The organism is Dyadobacter koreensis (genome assembly GCF_900108855.1).
Taxonomy (GTDB): Bacteria; Bacteroidota; Bacteroidia; order Cytophagales; family Spirosomataceae; genus Dyadobacter; species Dyadobacter koreensis.
In genome coordinates, this window is record NZ_FNXY01000005.1 from 99,261 (window position 1) to 114,783 (window position 15,523).

General features: G+C 41.4%; 13 protein-coding genes. 12 read left to right on the plus strand and 1 reads right to left on the minus strand.

Going from position 1 to position 15,523, the window contains the following annotated elements; genetic code table 11:
• Positions 1 to 216 precede the first annotated feature (216 nt).
• The 7 genes from glpK to BMY70_RS16040 all read left to right on the plus strand — a co-directional run bounded on the left by glpK (position 217) and on the right by BMY70_RS16040 (position 9,453).
• The gene (gene glpK, locus BMY70_RS16010) at positions 217 to 1,716 is read left to right on the plus strand and encodes a glycerol kinase GlpK (RefSeq protein ID WP_090336810.1); all 1,500 of its coding nucleotides are present in this window, start codon (positions 217 to 219) and stop codon (positions 1,714 to 1,716) included.
• 118 nt (positions 1,717 to 1,834) lie between these two features.
• Positions 1,835 to 2,644: a 3'-5' exonuclease gene (locus BMY70_RS16015; RefSeq protein ID WP_090336812.1), complete on the plus strand. Its 810-nt coding sequence runs from the start codon at positions 1,835 to 1,837 to the stop codon at positions 2,642 to 2,644.
• Positions 2,645 to 2,798: 154 nt separating this feature from the next.
• Positions 2,799 to 3,137, plus strand: coding sequence for an NADH-quinone oxidoreductase subunit NuoK (gene nuoK / locus BMY70_RS16020; protein WP_090336813.1), 339 nt, complete (start codon positions 2,799 to 2,801; stop codon positions 3,135 to 3,137).
• A 31-nt stretch (positions 3,138 to 3,168) separates the two neighbouring features.
• Positions 3,169 to 5,085 (plus strand): NADH-quinone oxidoreductase subunit L, encoded by a 1,917-nt coding sequence (gene nuoL, locus BMY70_RS16025; protein WP_090336816.1) that lies wholly within the window; start codon positions 3,169 to 3,171, stop codon positions 5,083 to 5,085.
• 71 nt (positions 5,086 to 5,156) lie between these two features.
• Positions 5,157 to 6,605, plus strand: a complete 1,449-nt coding sequence (locus tag BMY70_RS16030) for a complex I subunit 4 family protein (protein WP_090336818.1) — start codon at positions 5,157 to 5,159, stop codon at positions 6,603 to 6,605.
• A gap of 94 nt (positions 6,606 to 6,699) precedes the next feature.
• Entirely contained in the window at positions 6,700 to 8,097 is a 1,398-nt protein-coding gene (locus BMY70_RS16035) for an NADH-quinone oxidoreductase subunit N (protein WP_090336821.1), read from the plus strand.
• 156 nt (positions 8,098 to 8,253) lie between these two features.
• Positions 8,254 to 9,453 (plus strand): polysaccharide biosynthesis protein, encoded by a 1,200-nt coding sequence (locus tag BMY70_RS16040; protein WP_090336823.1) that lies wholly within the window; start codon positions 8,254 to 8,256, stop codon positions 9,451 to 9,453.
• 5 nt (positions 9,454 to 9,458) lie between these two features.
• Here the strand turns inward: BMY70_RS16040 and BMY70_RS16045 are convergent, their stop codons facing one another.
• Positions 9,459 to 10,361 carry an alpha/beta hydrolase gene (locus tag BMY70_RS16045; protein WP_090336827.1) on the minus strand — a complete coding sequence of 301 codons (903 nt, stop codon included), beginning with the start codon at positions 10,359 to 10,361 and terminating at the stop codon, positions 9,459 to 9,461.
• A gap of 480 nt (positions 10,362 to 10,841) precedes the next feature.
• Between BMY70_RS16045 and BMY70_RS16050 the strand changes: the two genes are divergently transcribed.
• The 5 genes from BMY70_RS16050 (at position 10,842) to BMY70_RS16070 (ending at position 15,495) form a co-directional block, all read left to right on the plus strand.
• Positions 10,842 to 11,615: an alpha/beta fold hydrolase gene (locus BMY70_RS16050; protein WP_090336829.1), complete on the plus strand. Its 774-nt coding sequence runs from the start codon at positions 10,842 to 10,844 to the stop codon at positions 11,613 to 11,615.
• A gap of 116 nt (positions 11,616 to 11,731) precedes the next feature.
• Positions 11,732 to 12,403: a CBS domain-containing protein gene (locus tag BMY70_RS16055; RefSeq protein ID WP_090336831.1), complete on the plus strand. Its 672-nt coding sequence runs from the start codon at positions 11,732 to 11,734 to the stop codon at positions 12,401 to 12,403.
• A 79-nt stretch (positions 12,404 to 12,482) separates the two neighbouring features.
• Complete coding sequence (locus BMY70_RS16060; protein ID WP_090336833.1) at positions 12,483 to 13,364, plus strand: NAD kinase; 882 nt, start codon at positions 12,483 to 12,485, stop codon at positions 13,362 to 13,364.
• A gap of 20 nt (positions 13,365 to 13,384) precedes the next feature.
• A complete protein-coding gene (locus BMY70_RS16065) occupies positions 13,385 to 14,395 on the plus strand; it encodes a dipeptide epimerase (protein WP_090336836.1) in 1,011 nt (336 codons plus the stop codon).
• Complete coding sequence (locus BMY70_RS16070; RefSeq protein ID WP_090336838.1) at positions 14,392 to 15,495, plus strand: aminotransferase class I/II-fold pyridoxal phosphate-dependent enzyme; 1,104 nt, start codon at positions 14,392 to 14,394, stop codon at positions 15,493 to 15,495. The genes BMY70_RS16065 and BMY70_RS16070 overlap by 4 nt, the downstream gene beginning before the upstream one ends.
• The last annotated feature ends 28 nt before the right edge of the window (positions 15,496 to 15,523 follow it).

Genomic DNA, 15,523 nt, shown 5'->3' on the forward strand with positions numbered 1-15,523 from the left:
ATCCGAAATCCGTTTTATTAGGCGTTCTATCGGAACGCTTTGTGATAAATATTTTAGGCTTTCAACCAACATAATGTACTTAGAGAAAAATCTAGGAATTTAAGTATTTTCCAAATAATAATATTTGTCCGTCACACATTTGCTAACATTTGTCCATCCCGCCAAAATTTCCTTATTTACTGACATATTACAAATAAAGACAATCATAATACCATTATGTCAAAATATATTGCGGCCATCGACCAGGGAACAACGAGTACACGTTGCATACTATTTAATCATCAGGGAAACATTGTTTCCGTCGGGCAAAAGGAGCACGAACAAATATATCCGCAGCCGGGCTGGGTGGAGCATAATCCGGAAGAAATCTGGAAAAATACGCTTGAAGTGATTGCTATTTCCCGAATAAAAGCTTCCGCTACGGCTGCGGATATTGCAGCAATTGGCATTACAAATCAAAGAGAAACAACAGTTGTCTGGAATCGGCGGACGGGAAAACCATACTATAATGCACTGGTCTGGCAAGATACAAGGACGACTGATCTTGTATCAAAATATGAAAAAGAAGGAGGATTAAACCAGTTTAGAGATAAAACCGGACTGCCCGTTTCGACTTATTTCAGCGGTTTAAAACTGAAATGGCTTCTAGAAAATGTTGAAGGCCTGCGTGGAGATGCGGAAAAGGGCGAAGCGCTTTTTGGAAATATCGACACATTTTTAATATGGAACCTGACAGGCGGAGGTCATGGCGGAATTCATGTGACGGATGTTACCAATGCCAGCCGAACGCAATTGATGAATCTTCGCACTTTACAATGGGATCAGGAAATGTTGGATGCTTACAATATTCCTTCCTTAATGTTGCCAGAAATCAAAAGCAGCAGTGAGGTCTATGGAACTGTGAGCAATGAAGTTTTACCTGGCGTTCCTGTGGCTGGAATTCTGGGTGATCAGCACGCCGCCCTGGTTGGACAAACTTGTTTTGAGCCCGGTATGGCGAAAAATACATACGGAACCGGGTGTTTCTTAGTAATGAATACCGGAACGGAATTAAAAATGTCTGAAAATGGGCTGCTGACTACGATTGCGTATAAGTTTGGTAATGAGCCTGTTCAATATGCACTGGAAGGTAGTGTTGCGGTCACAGGAGCACTCGTACAGTGGGTACGTGACAATCTGGGGCTGATCAAAAAAAGCAGTGATATTGAAAGTCTGGCAAAAACGGTTGAAGATAACGGTGGGGCATATTTTGTTCCTGCTTTTTCAGGATTGTATGCACCCTATTGGCGGAATGATGCGCGTGGCGTCATTGCCGGTTTGACACGTTATGTCACAAAAGGGCACATTGCGCGGGCCGTTTTGGAAGCAACAGCATATCAGACACTTGATGTTGTGAATGCGATGGAGCAGGATTCCGGGATCAAATTATCATCTTTGCGTGTCGACGGGGGAATGGTTTTGAATCAACTTTTAATGAAATTCCAGGCGGATATGCTGAATACCCAGGTCGTTTCTCCAGCGGTTGCAGAAACCACCGCATTAGGTGCCGCTTATGCAGCTGGATTAGCGGTTGGTTATTGGAAAAATACTGATGAATTGAAGAGTAACTGGGCAATTGCGCATACCTGGAATCCGGATATGGAAGGTGAAAAAAGAGACGCCTTATACAGAGGCTGGCAAAAAGCAGTAACGAAATCATATGCATGGATGGATTAATTATCGGGTAGTACTTCGATAATACTATTTTATAATCTGTATAAACTATTTTCTTTTCTTGGCCTATGTCCACTTAAAGCTTAACTTCGCGGCGCGAAAACCTAATTAAAGTAGCCTTATGCATACCCTTCATCTTAAAAAGCCGCTCGCTTTTTTTGATCTTGAAACTACCGGAGTAAACATTACCCGGGATCGGATCGTAGAAATATCGGTGGTGAAGGCTCTGCCCAATGGAGAAATTGAAATTCGTACGAGAAGGGTTAATCCGGAAATGCCTATTCCGCTGGAAAGCAGCCTTATACATGGAATTTACGACGAGGATGTAAAGGATGCACCGACCTTCAAAATGTTTGCAAAAAACCTTGCAACGTTTCTGGAGGGATGCGATTTAGCGGGTTTTAACAGTAATCGTTTTGATATCCCCATGCTGGTGGAAGAGTTTTTGCGTGTTGGTGTCGAGTTTGATATCAAAAACCGCCGTACCGTAGATGCACAACGGATATACCATATGATGGAGCCGAGAAATCTTTCGGCAGCATATAAATTTTACTGTGATAAATCATTGACGGATGCGCACAGCGCGGAAGCCGATACGATTGCTACTTTCGAAGTTCTGCAAGGACAAATAGCTCGTTATCAGGGGATGAAAGTAATTGATTCTCACGGAAAAGAGCTTGGAACGGTAGAAAATGACGTTGCTGCCTTGCATGCACTGACAGCATCAAAGCTTATAGATTTCGCAGGAAGAATGGTTTATAATGAGAAAGGAGAGGAAGTTTTCAACTTCGGAAAGCACAACGGGAAACGCGTTGCTGATGTTCTGAAAAACGAGCCATCTTTTTACGATTGGCTTATGAAATCGGAATTTCCTTTGGATACAAAACGTAAGCTGACCGAAATAAAATTACGTGCTTTGACACAGAGATAGTATAATAGATTCGCATCCCACTTGAGTAAGCGGGATTTATGTCTATTTTTGCCAGTGTAGAAAGAGAACTCAGCGATTTGGGAAATGAATCTGATATCCTGAAAATTAAATTATTGACAATTTTTAATCGAATACCCATTAAGGTAAATCTGCTATGATCCCGAACCCGAATATACCAGAGGTTATTCAGAATGTCCCGCTTCAATATTATCTAATCCTCAGCACATTACTTTTTGTGATTGGTATTATTGGCGTACTTACACGTCGCAACGCCATTATCATTTTTATGTCTGTTGAGTTGATGTTAAATGCTGCCAATTTATTGCTGATCGCTTTTTCATCTTTTCGGTCAGATCCGTCCGGTCAGGTTTTCGTGTTTTTTATCATGGCAGTGGCCGCAGCAGAAGTAGCCGTTGGTTTGGCGATTATCGTTATGATTTACCGGAATACGCGAAATACGGATATCGGTTTCCTTAATAAATTGAAATGGTAAGCCTTATTGGTTAATATACAAAATATAGAATATGTCTGCTTCATTACTAGTTCTGATTCCATTATTACCTTTTCTCGGCTTCCTGATCAATGGTATCGGTTTCCGGACAATACCAAAAGGTGCAGTTGGAATAATCGGGTCATTAGCTGTTATCGGTAGTTTTGCTCTTTCCCTGAATGCCTTCAATGCATTCGTTGCCAGCGGAAGCACCCCGTTTGTTTTGCCCCTTTTTGACTGGATAACTGTTGGCGATCTCAATATTCCATTTTCTTTCCAGATCGATCAGCTTTCTTTATTGATGCTGATGATTATTACCGGTGTCGGATCTCTGATTCACATTTATTCCATCGGCTATATGAAACATGACGAAGGTTTTGGTAAGTTTTTTGCCTATCTGAATCTCTTTCTTTTCTTCATGTTGCTGCTTGTTCTTGGATCTAATTATGTGATCATGTTCATCGGTTGGGAGGGTGTAGGACTTTGTTCCTACTTGTTGATCGGGTTCTGGAATAAAAATACAAACTATAATAACGCTGCGCGTAAGGCATTCATTATGAACCGTGTAGGGGATTTGGGTTTTCTTTTAGGAATCTTTACAATCATCGCCACTTTCGGTTCGGTAGAATATCTTGAAGTATTTAGTAAAGCCACAGGTTTTCAGGTTGGTGATCCTGTTATTATTGCGATCACCCTGTTCCTGTTTATTGGAGCAATGGGAAAATCAGCGCAAATTCCATTATATACCTGGTTACCTGACGCAATGGCTGGCCCAACGCCGGTTTCGGCGCTCATTCACGCAGCGACGATGGTTACGGCTGGGATTTATATGGTGATCCGTTCAAATGTCCTCTATTCTCTTGCGCCTTCGACACTCGAACTGGTTGGAATTATCGGTGGCGCAACGGCTCTTTTTGCCGCTTCAATCGGTCTTTTGCAAAACGATATCAAAAAAGTATTGGCTTATTCTACTGTAAGTCAGTTGGGTTATATGTTCATGGGTTTAGGTGCGATGGCTTATTCAGCTTCGATGTTCCATGTAATTACCCACGCATTCTTTAAAGCATTATTATTCTTGGGCGCTGGTAGTGTTATCCACGCCATGTCAGATGAACAGGATATTCGTTCGATGGGAGGTTTGCGTAAAAAACTTCCGGTTACATTTCTCACATTTCTTATTGCAACGATAGCGATTTCGGGTATTCCTCCATTTGCAGGGTTCTTCTCAAAAGATGAAATTTTAGCGCATGTTTTTGAGCATAACAAATTACTTTGGATAGTTGGTGTATTGGGTTCGTTGATGACATCCTTCTATATGTTCCGTCTTCTTTTCCTTACTTTCTTTGGGAAATTCCGCGGTACACATGATCAGGAACATCATTTGCATGAATCGCCTGCTTCGATGACAATTCCTCTGGTTATCCTTGCCGTTCTTTCGGCTCTGGGCGGGTTCATCGGAGTACCGGAGGCTTTGCACGGAACGCATCATCTGGCCGAATTTATGAGTCCTTTATATGAAGGCTCACGTCAGGTAAATCCTGAAGCTTTCTTGCCTACAACTCTATCTCATTCAGAAGAATATATTCTGATGGCTGTTTCGGTGGGTGTTGCTTTGATTTCTCTGATCGTCGCTTATGTGATGTACGTCCAGAAGGAAAACGTCCCGGCGCCAGATTCGGAGGAAAAATCAGCCATTCAAAATCTTGTTTACAACAAATATTATGTAGATGAACTGTATAATGCTGTTTTTGTAAAGCCGACTAAAATTCTTTCAACTGTACTTTATAACGCGGGTGAGTTTGTTATCGATCTGTTTGTGAACGGAGCGGCAAGGCTGATCGCTTTCCTTGGCGGTTTATTACGTAAAACACAGACAGGCTCGACAGGAGACTATGTATTCGCGATGGTTTTAGGAATCGTGGTTATTTTGTTCTGGAAGCTGTTATTATAAGCATTTGCTGAAACCGACATATTAAATAATAATACCGTTCACCATTTATTGCTGACCGTTGACTTGAAAATATGCTTACTCTTCTTTTAATACTTTTGCCCCTTGTGGCTGGCGTTATTACCCTCTTGGTTGGAGCAAATCTGGCGAAACAGGTAGCCTTAGTCGGTGCTCTTGCAGAGTTGGGACTCGCAATTTTTGTCTGGTCTCAATTTGACCCGGCTGCTGGTGTGCAGTTTGGTTTTAAATATAACTGGCTTGCATCTGCCGGGATTTCCTTTGCTGCGGGGATAGACGGAATCAGTTTGGTACTGGTTTTATTAACTGCTTTTTTAACACCGCTGATTATCCTGTCAACATTTAGCCATACTTATAAAAACAGTGCAGCTTTTTATTCTCTGATATTATTCATGTCGGCAGCGCTGGTTGGGGTATTCATGGCAACCGATGCTTTCGTATTTTATCTTTTCTTCGAGGCGGCACTTATACCGGTCTATTTCCTTGCAGCCGTTTGGGGGGGAGAAAATCGTTTGAAAGTTACCCTGAAGTTTTTCATTTACACGATGTTTGGTAGTTTGTTCATGCTTGTGGCATTAATTTATCTTTATTACCAAACTCCGGGAACACATACATCTGAAATCACCGCATTTTATAATTTACAACTTTCGGCCAAGTCTCAGGGATTTGTATTCTGGGCGTTTTTCGTTGCTTTTGCCATTAAAATGCCATTGTTTCCTTTCCATACCTGGCAGCCTGATACGTATACAGAATCGCCTACACCGGCTACGATGCTTCTTTCAGGTATCATGCTTAAAATGGGGGTTTACGGTTTAATCCGATTACTACTTCCGATCGTTCCGCTTGGACTGGAATCGTGGGGAATGCTGGCAGTGATATTATCTGTGATAGGAATTATCTACGGTTCGATCATCGCGATTCAGCAGCACGATATGAAGCGGCTTATTGCTTACTCTTCATTTGCTCACGTTGGACTGATGGCGGCGGGTGTTTTTGCTGCTTCGCCAAATGGTTTACAGGGAGCAATTATTCAAATGCTGGCTCACGGTATCAATGTTGTCGGTTTATTCTTCGTAATCGACATCATCCTTTCCCGTACTAAAACACGGAGCCTGGATCAACTGGGAGGAATTACGCAGGTGGCGCCTCAGCTAAGCGTATACTTTTTAATTATCCTGTTGGGAAGTGTTGCCTTACCTCTGACGAACGGTTTTGTAGGTGAATTTCTATTACTTTCCAGCGTCTTTGCATTCAACAGCTGGCTCGGCGCAATCGCTGGTCTGACCATCATTCTTGGGTCGGTATATATGTTACGCCTGTTTCAAATGTCAATGTTTGGCCCAAGGTCTAAATGGGTTGAAGGGTTTCAGGACCTTACGTTCAATGAAAAAGCAGTATTGTTGCCTTTGGTTATCATGGTTTTATGGATAGGGATATACCCCAATACTTTTTTAAGCATTTCCGAACCGGCTGTAAACCAGCTTTTACAACTGGTTGCAAAGTAATTTCCGAAGCGAAAAATAATTAATTGATATAGTCCGAAAGCCGAAAGCTGACCGCCGACCGCTCTCTATTAATGACAAACGATAATAAATAATTATGTATCCCATTGTTTTGTTGTCAGTTCTTGGAATCGTAACGCTCTTCATCGGGTTCTCGAAGTCGAAGAATATTTTATTGCCAGCTGTTTTGCTTTTCCTTGCCGTAGCTCTAGCCGGTAATTTTTTTGAGTGGAACAAAGGGCCGCTGTTATATTTCTACGATATGTTCCGGGTTGATAACCTGACATTAGCTTTTAATGGCATTGTTCTGATTTCAGCGTTTATGATCGTTGCAATCTCAGGGGGTTTTCAGGATAATGCAGAAGCGGAACCGGCAGAATATTATTCATTGATGCTTTTTTCTCTGGTTGGCGCTATCATGATGGTCGGCTTTGAACACTTGATCATGCTTTTTATCGGCGTGGAAATTCTTTCTGTGGCGATGTACGTGCTGACAGGTAGCAACAAACGTAATCTGCGTTCAAATGAAGCCGCTCTGAAATACTTTTTGATGGGTGCTTTTGCAACCGGCATCATGCTTTTTGGCATGACTTTGCTTTACGGAGCAACTGGTTCATTCAATCTGAGTGCAATCCAGGCTTATGTTTCCACAACGCAACAGGCGGTTCCGTCTTACTTATTATATGCCGGTCTATTGTTACTGATGATTGGTATGCTGTTTAAAGTTTCTGCCGCTCCTTTTCACTTTTGGACACCCGATGTTTACGAAGGCGCACCAACGATTTTTACAACTTTCATGTCAACAATTGTGAAGACAGCTGGTTTTGCCGCATTATATCGGCTGTTGTCACATTCTTTCACAGGAATTTATGATTTCTGGTGGTTGGTTGTAGCGATTATTGCAATACTTACGCTGATGGTTGGAAATATTGGAGCAACAACGCAAAATAGCTTCAAACGGATGATGGCATATTCCGGTATTTCTCATGCCGGTTATTTGCTGATCGCATTAACAGCGCTTTCCAAACCAACACAAAACGCGATTGTTTTTTACTCATTGGCATACTCTCTTTCAACAATTGCTGCATTTGGTATTTTGATGCTTGTTTCTAAACAAAGATCATTTGAAGGCCAGCCTGACGAGCGCTATGATGCTTTCAATGGCTTGGCAAAAGAAAATCCTTTCCTTGCTTTTGTATTGACCGTTGCGATGTTGTCGCTTGCCGGAATTCCTTTGACCGCAGGTTTCTGGGGGAAATTTATGGTGTTCAGCAGTGCTGCCGAAAGAGGAATTATCTGGATTCCGGCAATTGCTGTTTTAATGTCAACCGTTGGTATTTATTATTATTTCCGTGTAATTATCGCATCTTACCTGAAAGAAGGCGATATTGCTAAAATCCGCGTAGCACCTTTTTACCAGTTTGTTTTGGTACTTGCTACCCTCCTGACCATCCTGTTTGGACTTGCGCCGGGCTTGCTTGAAGGACTTTTTTAGACCTAAAATTTTACATTACAATATATCGTAGAAAGAGTTACACCTTTGGTGTAGCTCTTTTTTTGTTACTTTTTATAAAAACTGCGTAAGAATAAAAAAACATAACGTTAGGAATAATCTTCATTCGTCCATAATTCATCTGTAATTATAGTTGCTATGATTGATTCCTCTGCTAAAGAAGTAAGTCAGTTTAAAGAAGATTTCAGTAACAATCCGTACCAGAGACAACGGAAACATTTTGATCTGGAAGAGCTGCTCGATAGAAATCCGATTCAGGTAGATACTGTTAACATCAAAAGTTTTGTCCGGAATAAAAGGATTATGATCACCGGAGCGGCGGGCTCGATAGGGAGACATCTGTTTAAACAGCTTATTCTGTTTAAACCTAAGCGGCTGCTCCTCATTGATAGTTCAGAAGCGGGAATCTATGAGTTGGACGAAGAATTGAAAAATATTTCGGAGGACATTGAGATTATTACAATTCCGGCCAACATTACCGATCCTAAACGGATGAAACATATTTTTCAACAATATCAACCACAGATCGTATTCCATGCAGCCGCAAATAAGCACGTTCCGATCATGGAGAAAAATCCTTATGAAGCAATTAAAACAAACATACTTGGAACGAAGATCCTGGCTGATCTTTCCAACGAATATTGGGTGGAAAAGTTTATCTTTATTTCCACTGATAAAGCCGTAAATCCAACCGGGATCATGGGTGCTTCGAAGCGTTGCAGTGAAATGTATCTGCAAAGTCTGGCAGGTGAAATGGGTATTACAACCCAATTCGTGATTACAAGATTTGGCAATGTTTTGGGCACAAATGGTTCGGTAATCCCGCGCTTCGCTAAACAAATTGATCAGGGCGGGCCCGTAGAAATTACACATCCGGACGTGATGCGTTATTTTATTACGATGCAGGAAGCCTGTCAGCTGTTACTCGAAGCCGGCGCAACTGGTCAAAGCGGGGAAGTTTTTATTTTGGAAATGGGCGACAGAATTTTGTTAAAAGATCTAGTCCAAAAAATGATTCGTTTATCCGGCTTCCGTGTAGGGGAAGATATCGAAATTATCTACATAGGTCTGCGTCCAGGTGAAAAGCTTTTAGAAGAAAGGCTGAGTGAGCGTGAAGAAAATAATCCTTCGCGAAATTCCAGTATAACTGTTTCTAACGGCAATTCGGTTGACAGTCGTTTCATGGCCGACACGATCAGACAGCTCGAAAGTGCTCTTGATTCAGGAGAAGATAACGAAATGGTATTGATTCTTAAAAACGCAATTCCCGAATATATCAGCCACAATTCGGAATTTGAAAAACTGGATATGTTATCCCGGAAAACAAATCAGACATAGAATGATCACGGAACGAAATTATTAGTTTTCATCCAGTTTAAACATTCGCCAAACCAGACATCGAAGGCTGGTGTTTTTGAATATCCATGTTCTCCCTTGGAATAAATATGAAGGTCTGCGGGTATCTTATTTTTGTTCAGTGCTTCGTAAAATAGAATACTGTTTGAAACCGGAACCACAGTATCGTCGCCGGCATGCGTCAGAAAAGCTGGCGGCGTGTTTGGCCTGACTTGCAGTTCACTGGAAAAATATCTTATCTTTTCTGTGGCCGGCGATGTTCCAATCAGGTTTGCCCGTGAGCCCTTATGTCCCTGCGCTTCCAGAAAACTGATTACAGGATATACCAGTATCATGAAATCCGGGCGGAGATCCGTGCCGGTTTTGTTATCGATAAAAGAATCCTCGAAATGTGTTCCCGCTGTGGATGCGAGATGTCCGCCGGCTGAAAAACCCATAATTCCAATCTTTTTGGTATCAATTTTCCATTCATTTGCTCGCTCGCGAACTGTCTTTATTGCTTGTTGTGCATCTTGCAGAGAGACGATAGACTTATCTTCGGAGGATTTATCATCAGGAAGCCTGTATTTTAAAACGAATGCTGTTATTCCTTTTTTATTTAAAGCTTTTGCTACTTGATAGCCTTCCCGGTCAATTACTAAAACACCGTAGCCACCACCGGGACAGATGATAACAGAGGTCCCATTGCTAGTCCCATTTTCCGGAAGAAACACAGAAAGCGTCGGAATTGTTACATTTCTGGCGACACCATTCACAATTGTTTCTTCGTTCGGGACCGATTTCGCATTAGGAATTTTTTCCTGAAATAAAGGAATTTCCTTTTGCGCATAGCTGGTAACCGATGTTTGCAGAAAAGATAAAAATAGAATGATAAGGACGAAACGGCTCATGTTGAATGTCGATAGGTGATTATTTAATTAAGCTTGGCATTAAGGCAGCTAGAAATTACTTGATGCGAAATTTCCGGTTTTGTCGCGTTAATGTTAAATTGAAGTCTGATAGCCCCTGACATCAGCTTCTAGACCAAAATTTCTTTTCCCGGCAGATCCGATAATCTATGAAGTCGGCTGCATAGAAAATATACCCATGAGAAAATTTGGTCAGTTTAATAAGACAACGGTTCCCGGGAACTAATCTGTCAAATTGCACCTTTCTATGTAAAATGTATTGATAATGATATAATAATATAATATTTACAAGAAAATAAAATGATTTTAATTGTCTGGCAGCATCGGACAATCTAAAAAAAAGAACTAGTTTTGTATACTATCAAAAAAGTAGTTTTATTATTTTGCTATATTTTTATTGGAAATAATTGAACTCTTTCGCTTTTAAAAAAATTCTGAATAAAAATAACTCTTGGTAACAGAATGAAATATAAGGTACATGCTGAAGGCAAGTTTCAATTCATCGACGAAGGAAAGGGCGAAACGTTGCTGCTATTGCATGGGCTTTTCGGTGCTTTGAGTAACTGGGATGGAATAATTGAGTGCTTTTCGGATCGCTATCGCGTAATTATCCCTCTGTTGCCAATCTACGAACTTCCTCCGCGGGAGGCTGGTCTGGATGCTTTGCTTGATTTTTTAGAAGGTTTTGTGGTTTTTAAGAATCTTACAAATGTGACAGTTCTGGGTAATTCCCTTGGAGGACATATTGGTTTGCTTTATACTTTAAAGAATCAGGAAAATGTTCAGCGACTTGTTTTAACAGGAAGTTCAGGACTTTTCGAGAATTCAATGGGAGGGTCTTTTCCGAAAAGAGGAAGTTATGAATACATCAGGGAACGTGTGGCATACACTTTTTATGATCCTGAAGTAGCTACGAAAGATTTGATCGACGAAGTTTTTGAAACGACTTCAAGCATCCCTAAGTGCATGAGTATCGTAGGTATTGCAAAGTCGGCGCAGCGTCATAATCTTGCAAAGGATTTATATAAAATCAAAGTTCCAACGTTATTGGTCTGGGGACTGAATGATACGATTACACCGCCTCATGTAGGTTATGAATTCAATCGTCTTATTGCAGGTTCAGAATTGCACTTTATAGATAAATGCTGTCATGCTCCGATGATGGAGCAGCCAGACAGATTTAATGTCATAGTAGAACGCTTTTTAGAAAAACATGTGTCAGTTCCGGTGGAATAGTCATTTTTTAAAGAGCCTTTAACGGCTCTTTTTTGTTTTATAAAATATTCTTTTTACATGAAAGTTGACAGGTATTTAGTTTTTTCATAGATTCGGTAAAAACACCCTTTTCAGTTATGCTAGCTGCAACGTTAATTAATCCCATGATTCCCATACTGAAACTTACCGACACGGTGGGTACAGCTTTGGATTGGATGGATGAATTTCGGATCGGGCAGCTTGTGGTGGCCGATGCCGGAATATATAAGGGGATTGTGTCAGAAGATATCCTTTTCGATATCACGGATTCTACGCAGCCAATTTCGAGAATTATTATTCAGCACGAAGATGTATTCGCAACCGAAGATCATCATCCGTATGAGTTATTAAGGCTCGTCAACGAATTTGCGTTGGACGTCATTCCCGTTGTTCATGAAGGCAAGGCCGTTTCAGGAAGTATTTTGGTCAGAGACCTGGTCGAACGCTTCGTCAGCGAATTAGGGATTCAGGAAAAGGGAGCTGTGCTTGTGCTGAAAATTGCCGAACGAGATTATTCTTTATCTGAAATAAGCCGGTTGATTGAATCGAATGGGACGAAAGTTTTAAGCAGTTATTATTCTTCAAGCGAGTCGTTACATCCGGCAGATCAGTCCCTTCTTACCTTAAAACTAAACCGTACAAACATCACACCGGTAATTGCCACATTGGAGCGTTTTGGGTATGATATAGAAGAGGCGCATGCCAACGATCCGATCGAAAGCGTTGATCAGGAGCGGCTTGATATGCTGCTTCGCTATCTGGCTACATAATTTTCCCTGAATAGTACATTGCCAATCGGAATTTTGTCCCGTATCTTTCGGGCAAAACGGATCACATACTTTTTCTTTCATGAAAATAGCAATTCACGGACGCAACTTTAATGAATCTGCCCGCCCGTATATAGAGTCTATGTTCGGTGAGTTGGCTCGTCGGAAGATTGACGTGCAGCTTTCCGCAGCATTCAGATCTTTTCTGGACGAGCAGAATATTCAGCATCGTTCGCATATGGTTTACGGCTGCCCCGATGAGCTATGCGACGCGCGTCTCGTTGTGAGTATGGGTGGAGACGGAACGCTGTTAGAAACGATTTCCCACGTCGGAAAAAGAAGAATCCCGGTAATTGGTATCAATGTAGGGCGTTTAGGTTTCCTGGCGACGGTTTCTCCCGAGCGGATTTCGGATATGATCGAAGCGCTTGAAAACAATCAGTATAAGATTGACGAAAGAACGCTCGTAAAAGTCGAATCAAATATTGATTTATTTGAAGGAAGAAATTTCGGCCTGAATGATTTTACAATCACGAAAACGGATACTGCTTCCATGATTACAGTCCATACTTATTTGAATGACGAATTTCTGAATTCTTACTGGGCAGATGGACTTATTATTTCTACGCCAACCGGTTCGACAGGTTATTCGTTAAGTTGTGGGGGACCGGTCCTCGTTCCTCATTCCCAGAATTTTATTATTACGCCGGTTAGTCCGCATAATTTAAATGTACGTCCACTTGTCGTGGAAGACTCTTCTGTCATTAGGCTGGAAGTTAAAAGCCGCAGCAACAATTTTCTGGTTTCGATGGATTCGCGTTCCCGCGTGGTTGATGAAGTTACGGAATTAACGGTGAGCAAAGCGGATTTTACAGCACGTTTGATCAAGATGAGAGATGACAGTTTTCTGGATACTTTGCGCAGCAAATTGTCATGGGGTCTTGATATGAGAAACAGATTATAATCTTCTTTTAAAAATACAGCATGCAGCTTCTTTTTCATCCCTTCGACCTTGAACTGAAACATACTTTTACCATTGCTCACGATTCGAGGGATATTCAGCCTACGCTTATCGTGGAACTAAGGGATGGCGATTTTCGAGGATTCGGCGAAGCGACTTCAAATCCTTATTATGGCGCAACGATTGAAAAAATGATCGCTTCGCTTGAAAGTATCCGAGCTGCTATTGAGGCAGATGAATTGAGTTCTCCTGAATCTTTGTGGGCAAAAGTAAATCCTTATCTGACGAATAATTCTTTTGCACAGTGTGCATTGGATGAAGCCGCTCATGATCTTTTTGCTAAGAAAAAAGGTGAAAAACTTTATGAAAGCTGGGGGTTGTCAGTTGATCATAATCCGCTGACAAATTTTACGATTGGTATTGATACTGTTGAAAAAATGGTATCAAAAATGCAGGAACTACCCTGGCCGATTTATAAAATAAAACTGGGGACAGATAATGATCTCAGGATTGTAAGAGAATTGCGATCGCATACTACGGCAACTTTTCGGGTGGATGCAAATTGCGCCTGGACGGCAGAGCAGACCATTCGTTTTTCAGGCGAATTAAAAAAGCTTGGCGTTGAATTCATTGAGCAACCTCTGGCCGCTGATGATATTGAAGGAATGAGAAAAGTCTTCGCAGAAAGTGCGTTGCCCGTTATCGCCGATGAAAGCTGTATTCTGGAAAACGATGTCACTAAATGTCATGGACTTTTTCACGGTGTCAATATAAAACTTACCAAATGCGGCGGATTAACCTCTGCAAAACGTATGATTGCGGAAGCGAAAAGTCTTGGTATGAAAACTATGGTTGGCTGTATGACAGAATCCAGTGTGGGAATTTCAGCCATCGGGCACTTATTGCCTCTGCTGGATTATGTGGATATGGACGGCTCACTTTTAATTAAAAATGATCCTGCAACAGGTGTAACTTTTGATTATGGTAAGGTAATTTATGCTGCGGAAAATGGAACAGGAGCTGTTTTAAAATGAGCATATACCCAACCAGTCACCTCCCCGGCAGGAAAGTTTTACTGAATAATGGTAAAGAATATTTCTGGTTTAGCGGGACGGATTATCTGGGAATGGGGCAGGACGAAGGGTTCCTGAATTATCTCCGCCAAGGAATTTCAATCTATGGAACACATTATGGAAGTTCCAGAAATAATAGCCTGAAACTTAATATTTACGAAGAAGCCGAAACAGCACTCGCAAAATTTTCAGGCGCTCCTACGGCGATAACAACCTCATCAGGCATGTGGGCAGGGCAGCTGCTCGTAAAAGAATTGCCAGAAATTATCAAAGCAGGATTTACATCTGAAAATGTACACTTACCAAAGGTGCATTATCACTATGCTCCAAGAATTCATCCGGCACTGTGGGGCGAATCTTATGAAGTAAATAATTCAAGTTGGGGAGATTGGGCCAAAAACGTGGTCGTGAACGTACAGGAAAGCAATCATGATGAGATTCATATTATCTTATCGGATTCTGTTGGCTCGCCTTTTGTTGAAAATTTCGACTTTTCAATTTTTAATGCTCTCCCTTTTTACCGTCAAATAATTTTAATTGTTGATGATTCTCATGGTCTGGGAGTCTTGGGATCAAACGGGACCGGAATTTATCGCAACTTATCCTCGATCCAGCAGGTAAAGCTAATAGTTACTTCGTCTCTGAATAAAGCTTTGGGAATTCCTGCGGGCGTGATTCTAGGTGATGAACGCATCATTTCGACTATTCGAAAAAGTCCGTTTTTTGCCGGTGCTTCTCCTGCTCCGCCAGCTTATATGTATGCTTTTAAGAACCTACTTGATACGAATGCATATGCGCCTGCGCATCAGAAGTTACAGGAGAATATTCACCACACTGCGGCTCGTTTAGCTGATACTAATCTTTTCATCTTTAAAAATGATTATCCGGTCTTTTGCAGTCTGGATAGCAAACTTTTTGATTTCCTGGAAGCGAACGGAATTCTAGCGTCTTGTTTTTCTTACCCGCAGCCAACAGATCCGCCGGTTACGAGATTGGTGATCAATGCAATCCATCAAAAAGAAGACCTCGACCGATTGGCCGAGGTCTGTATGACATTTTAATATTTCTTCTTTTTAATTAATGCTTCAG

What these genes read in the sequence shown, in the direction of transcription:
- BMY70_RS16015 (WP_090336812.1), top strand. Translation starts at nt 1,835, where the DNA reads ATGCATACCCTTCATCTTAAAAAGCCGCTCGCTTTTTTTGATCTTGAA.
- BMY70_RS16070 (WP_090336838.1), top strand. Translation starts at nt 14,392, where the DNA reads ATGAGCATATACCCAACCAGTCACCTCCCCGGCAGGAAAGTTTTACTG.
- BMY70_RS16030 (WP_090336818.1), top strand. Translation starts at nt 5,157, where the DNA reads ATGCTTACTCTTCTTTTAATACTTTTGCCCCTTGTGGCTGGCGTTATT.
- BMY70_RS16040 (WP_090336823.1), top strand. Translation starts at nt 8,254, where the DNA reads ATGATTGATTCCTCTGCTAAAGAAGTAAGTCAGTTTAAAGAAGATTTC.
- nuoK (WP_090336813.1), top strand. Translation starts at nt 2,799, where the DNA reads ATGATCCCGAACCCGAATATACCAGAGGTTATTCAGAATGTCCCGCTT.
- BMY70_RS16035 (WP_090336821.1), top strand. Translation starts at nt 6,700, where the DNA reads ATGTATCCCATTGTTTTGTTGTCAGTTCTTGGAATCGTAACGCTCTTC.
- BMY70_RS16045 (WP_090336827.1), bottom strand. Translation starts at nt 10,361, where the DNA reads ATGAGCCGTTTCGTCCTTATCATTCTATTTTTATCTTTTCTGCAAACA.
- BMY70_RS16055 (WP_090336831.1), top strand. Translation starts at nt 11,732, where the DNA reads ATGCTAGCTGCAACGTTAATTAATCCCATGATTCCCATACTGAAACTT.
- nuoL (WP_090336816.1), top strand. Translation starts at nt 3,169, where the DNA reads ATGTCTGCTTCATTACTAGTTCTGATTCCATTATTACCTTTTCTCGGC.
- glpK (WP_090336810.1), top strand. Translation starts at nt 217, where the DNA reads ATGTCAAAATATATTGCGGCCATCGACCAGGGAACAACGAGTACACGT.
- BMY70_RS16050 (WP_090336829.1), top strand. Translation starts at nt 10,842, where the DNA reads ATGAAATATAAGGTACATGCTGAAGGCAAGTTTCAATTCATCGACGAA.
- BMY70_RS16065 (WP_090336836.1), top strand. Translation starts at nt 13,385, where the DNA reads ATGCAGCTTCTTTTTCATCCCTTCGACCTTGAACTGAAACATACTTTT.
- BMY70_RS16060 (WP_090336833.1), top strand. Translation starts at nt 12,483, where the DNA reads ATGAAAATAGCAATTCACGGACGCAACTTTAATGAATCTGCCCGCCCG.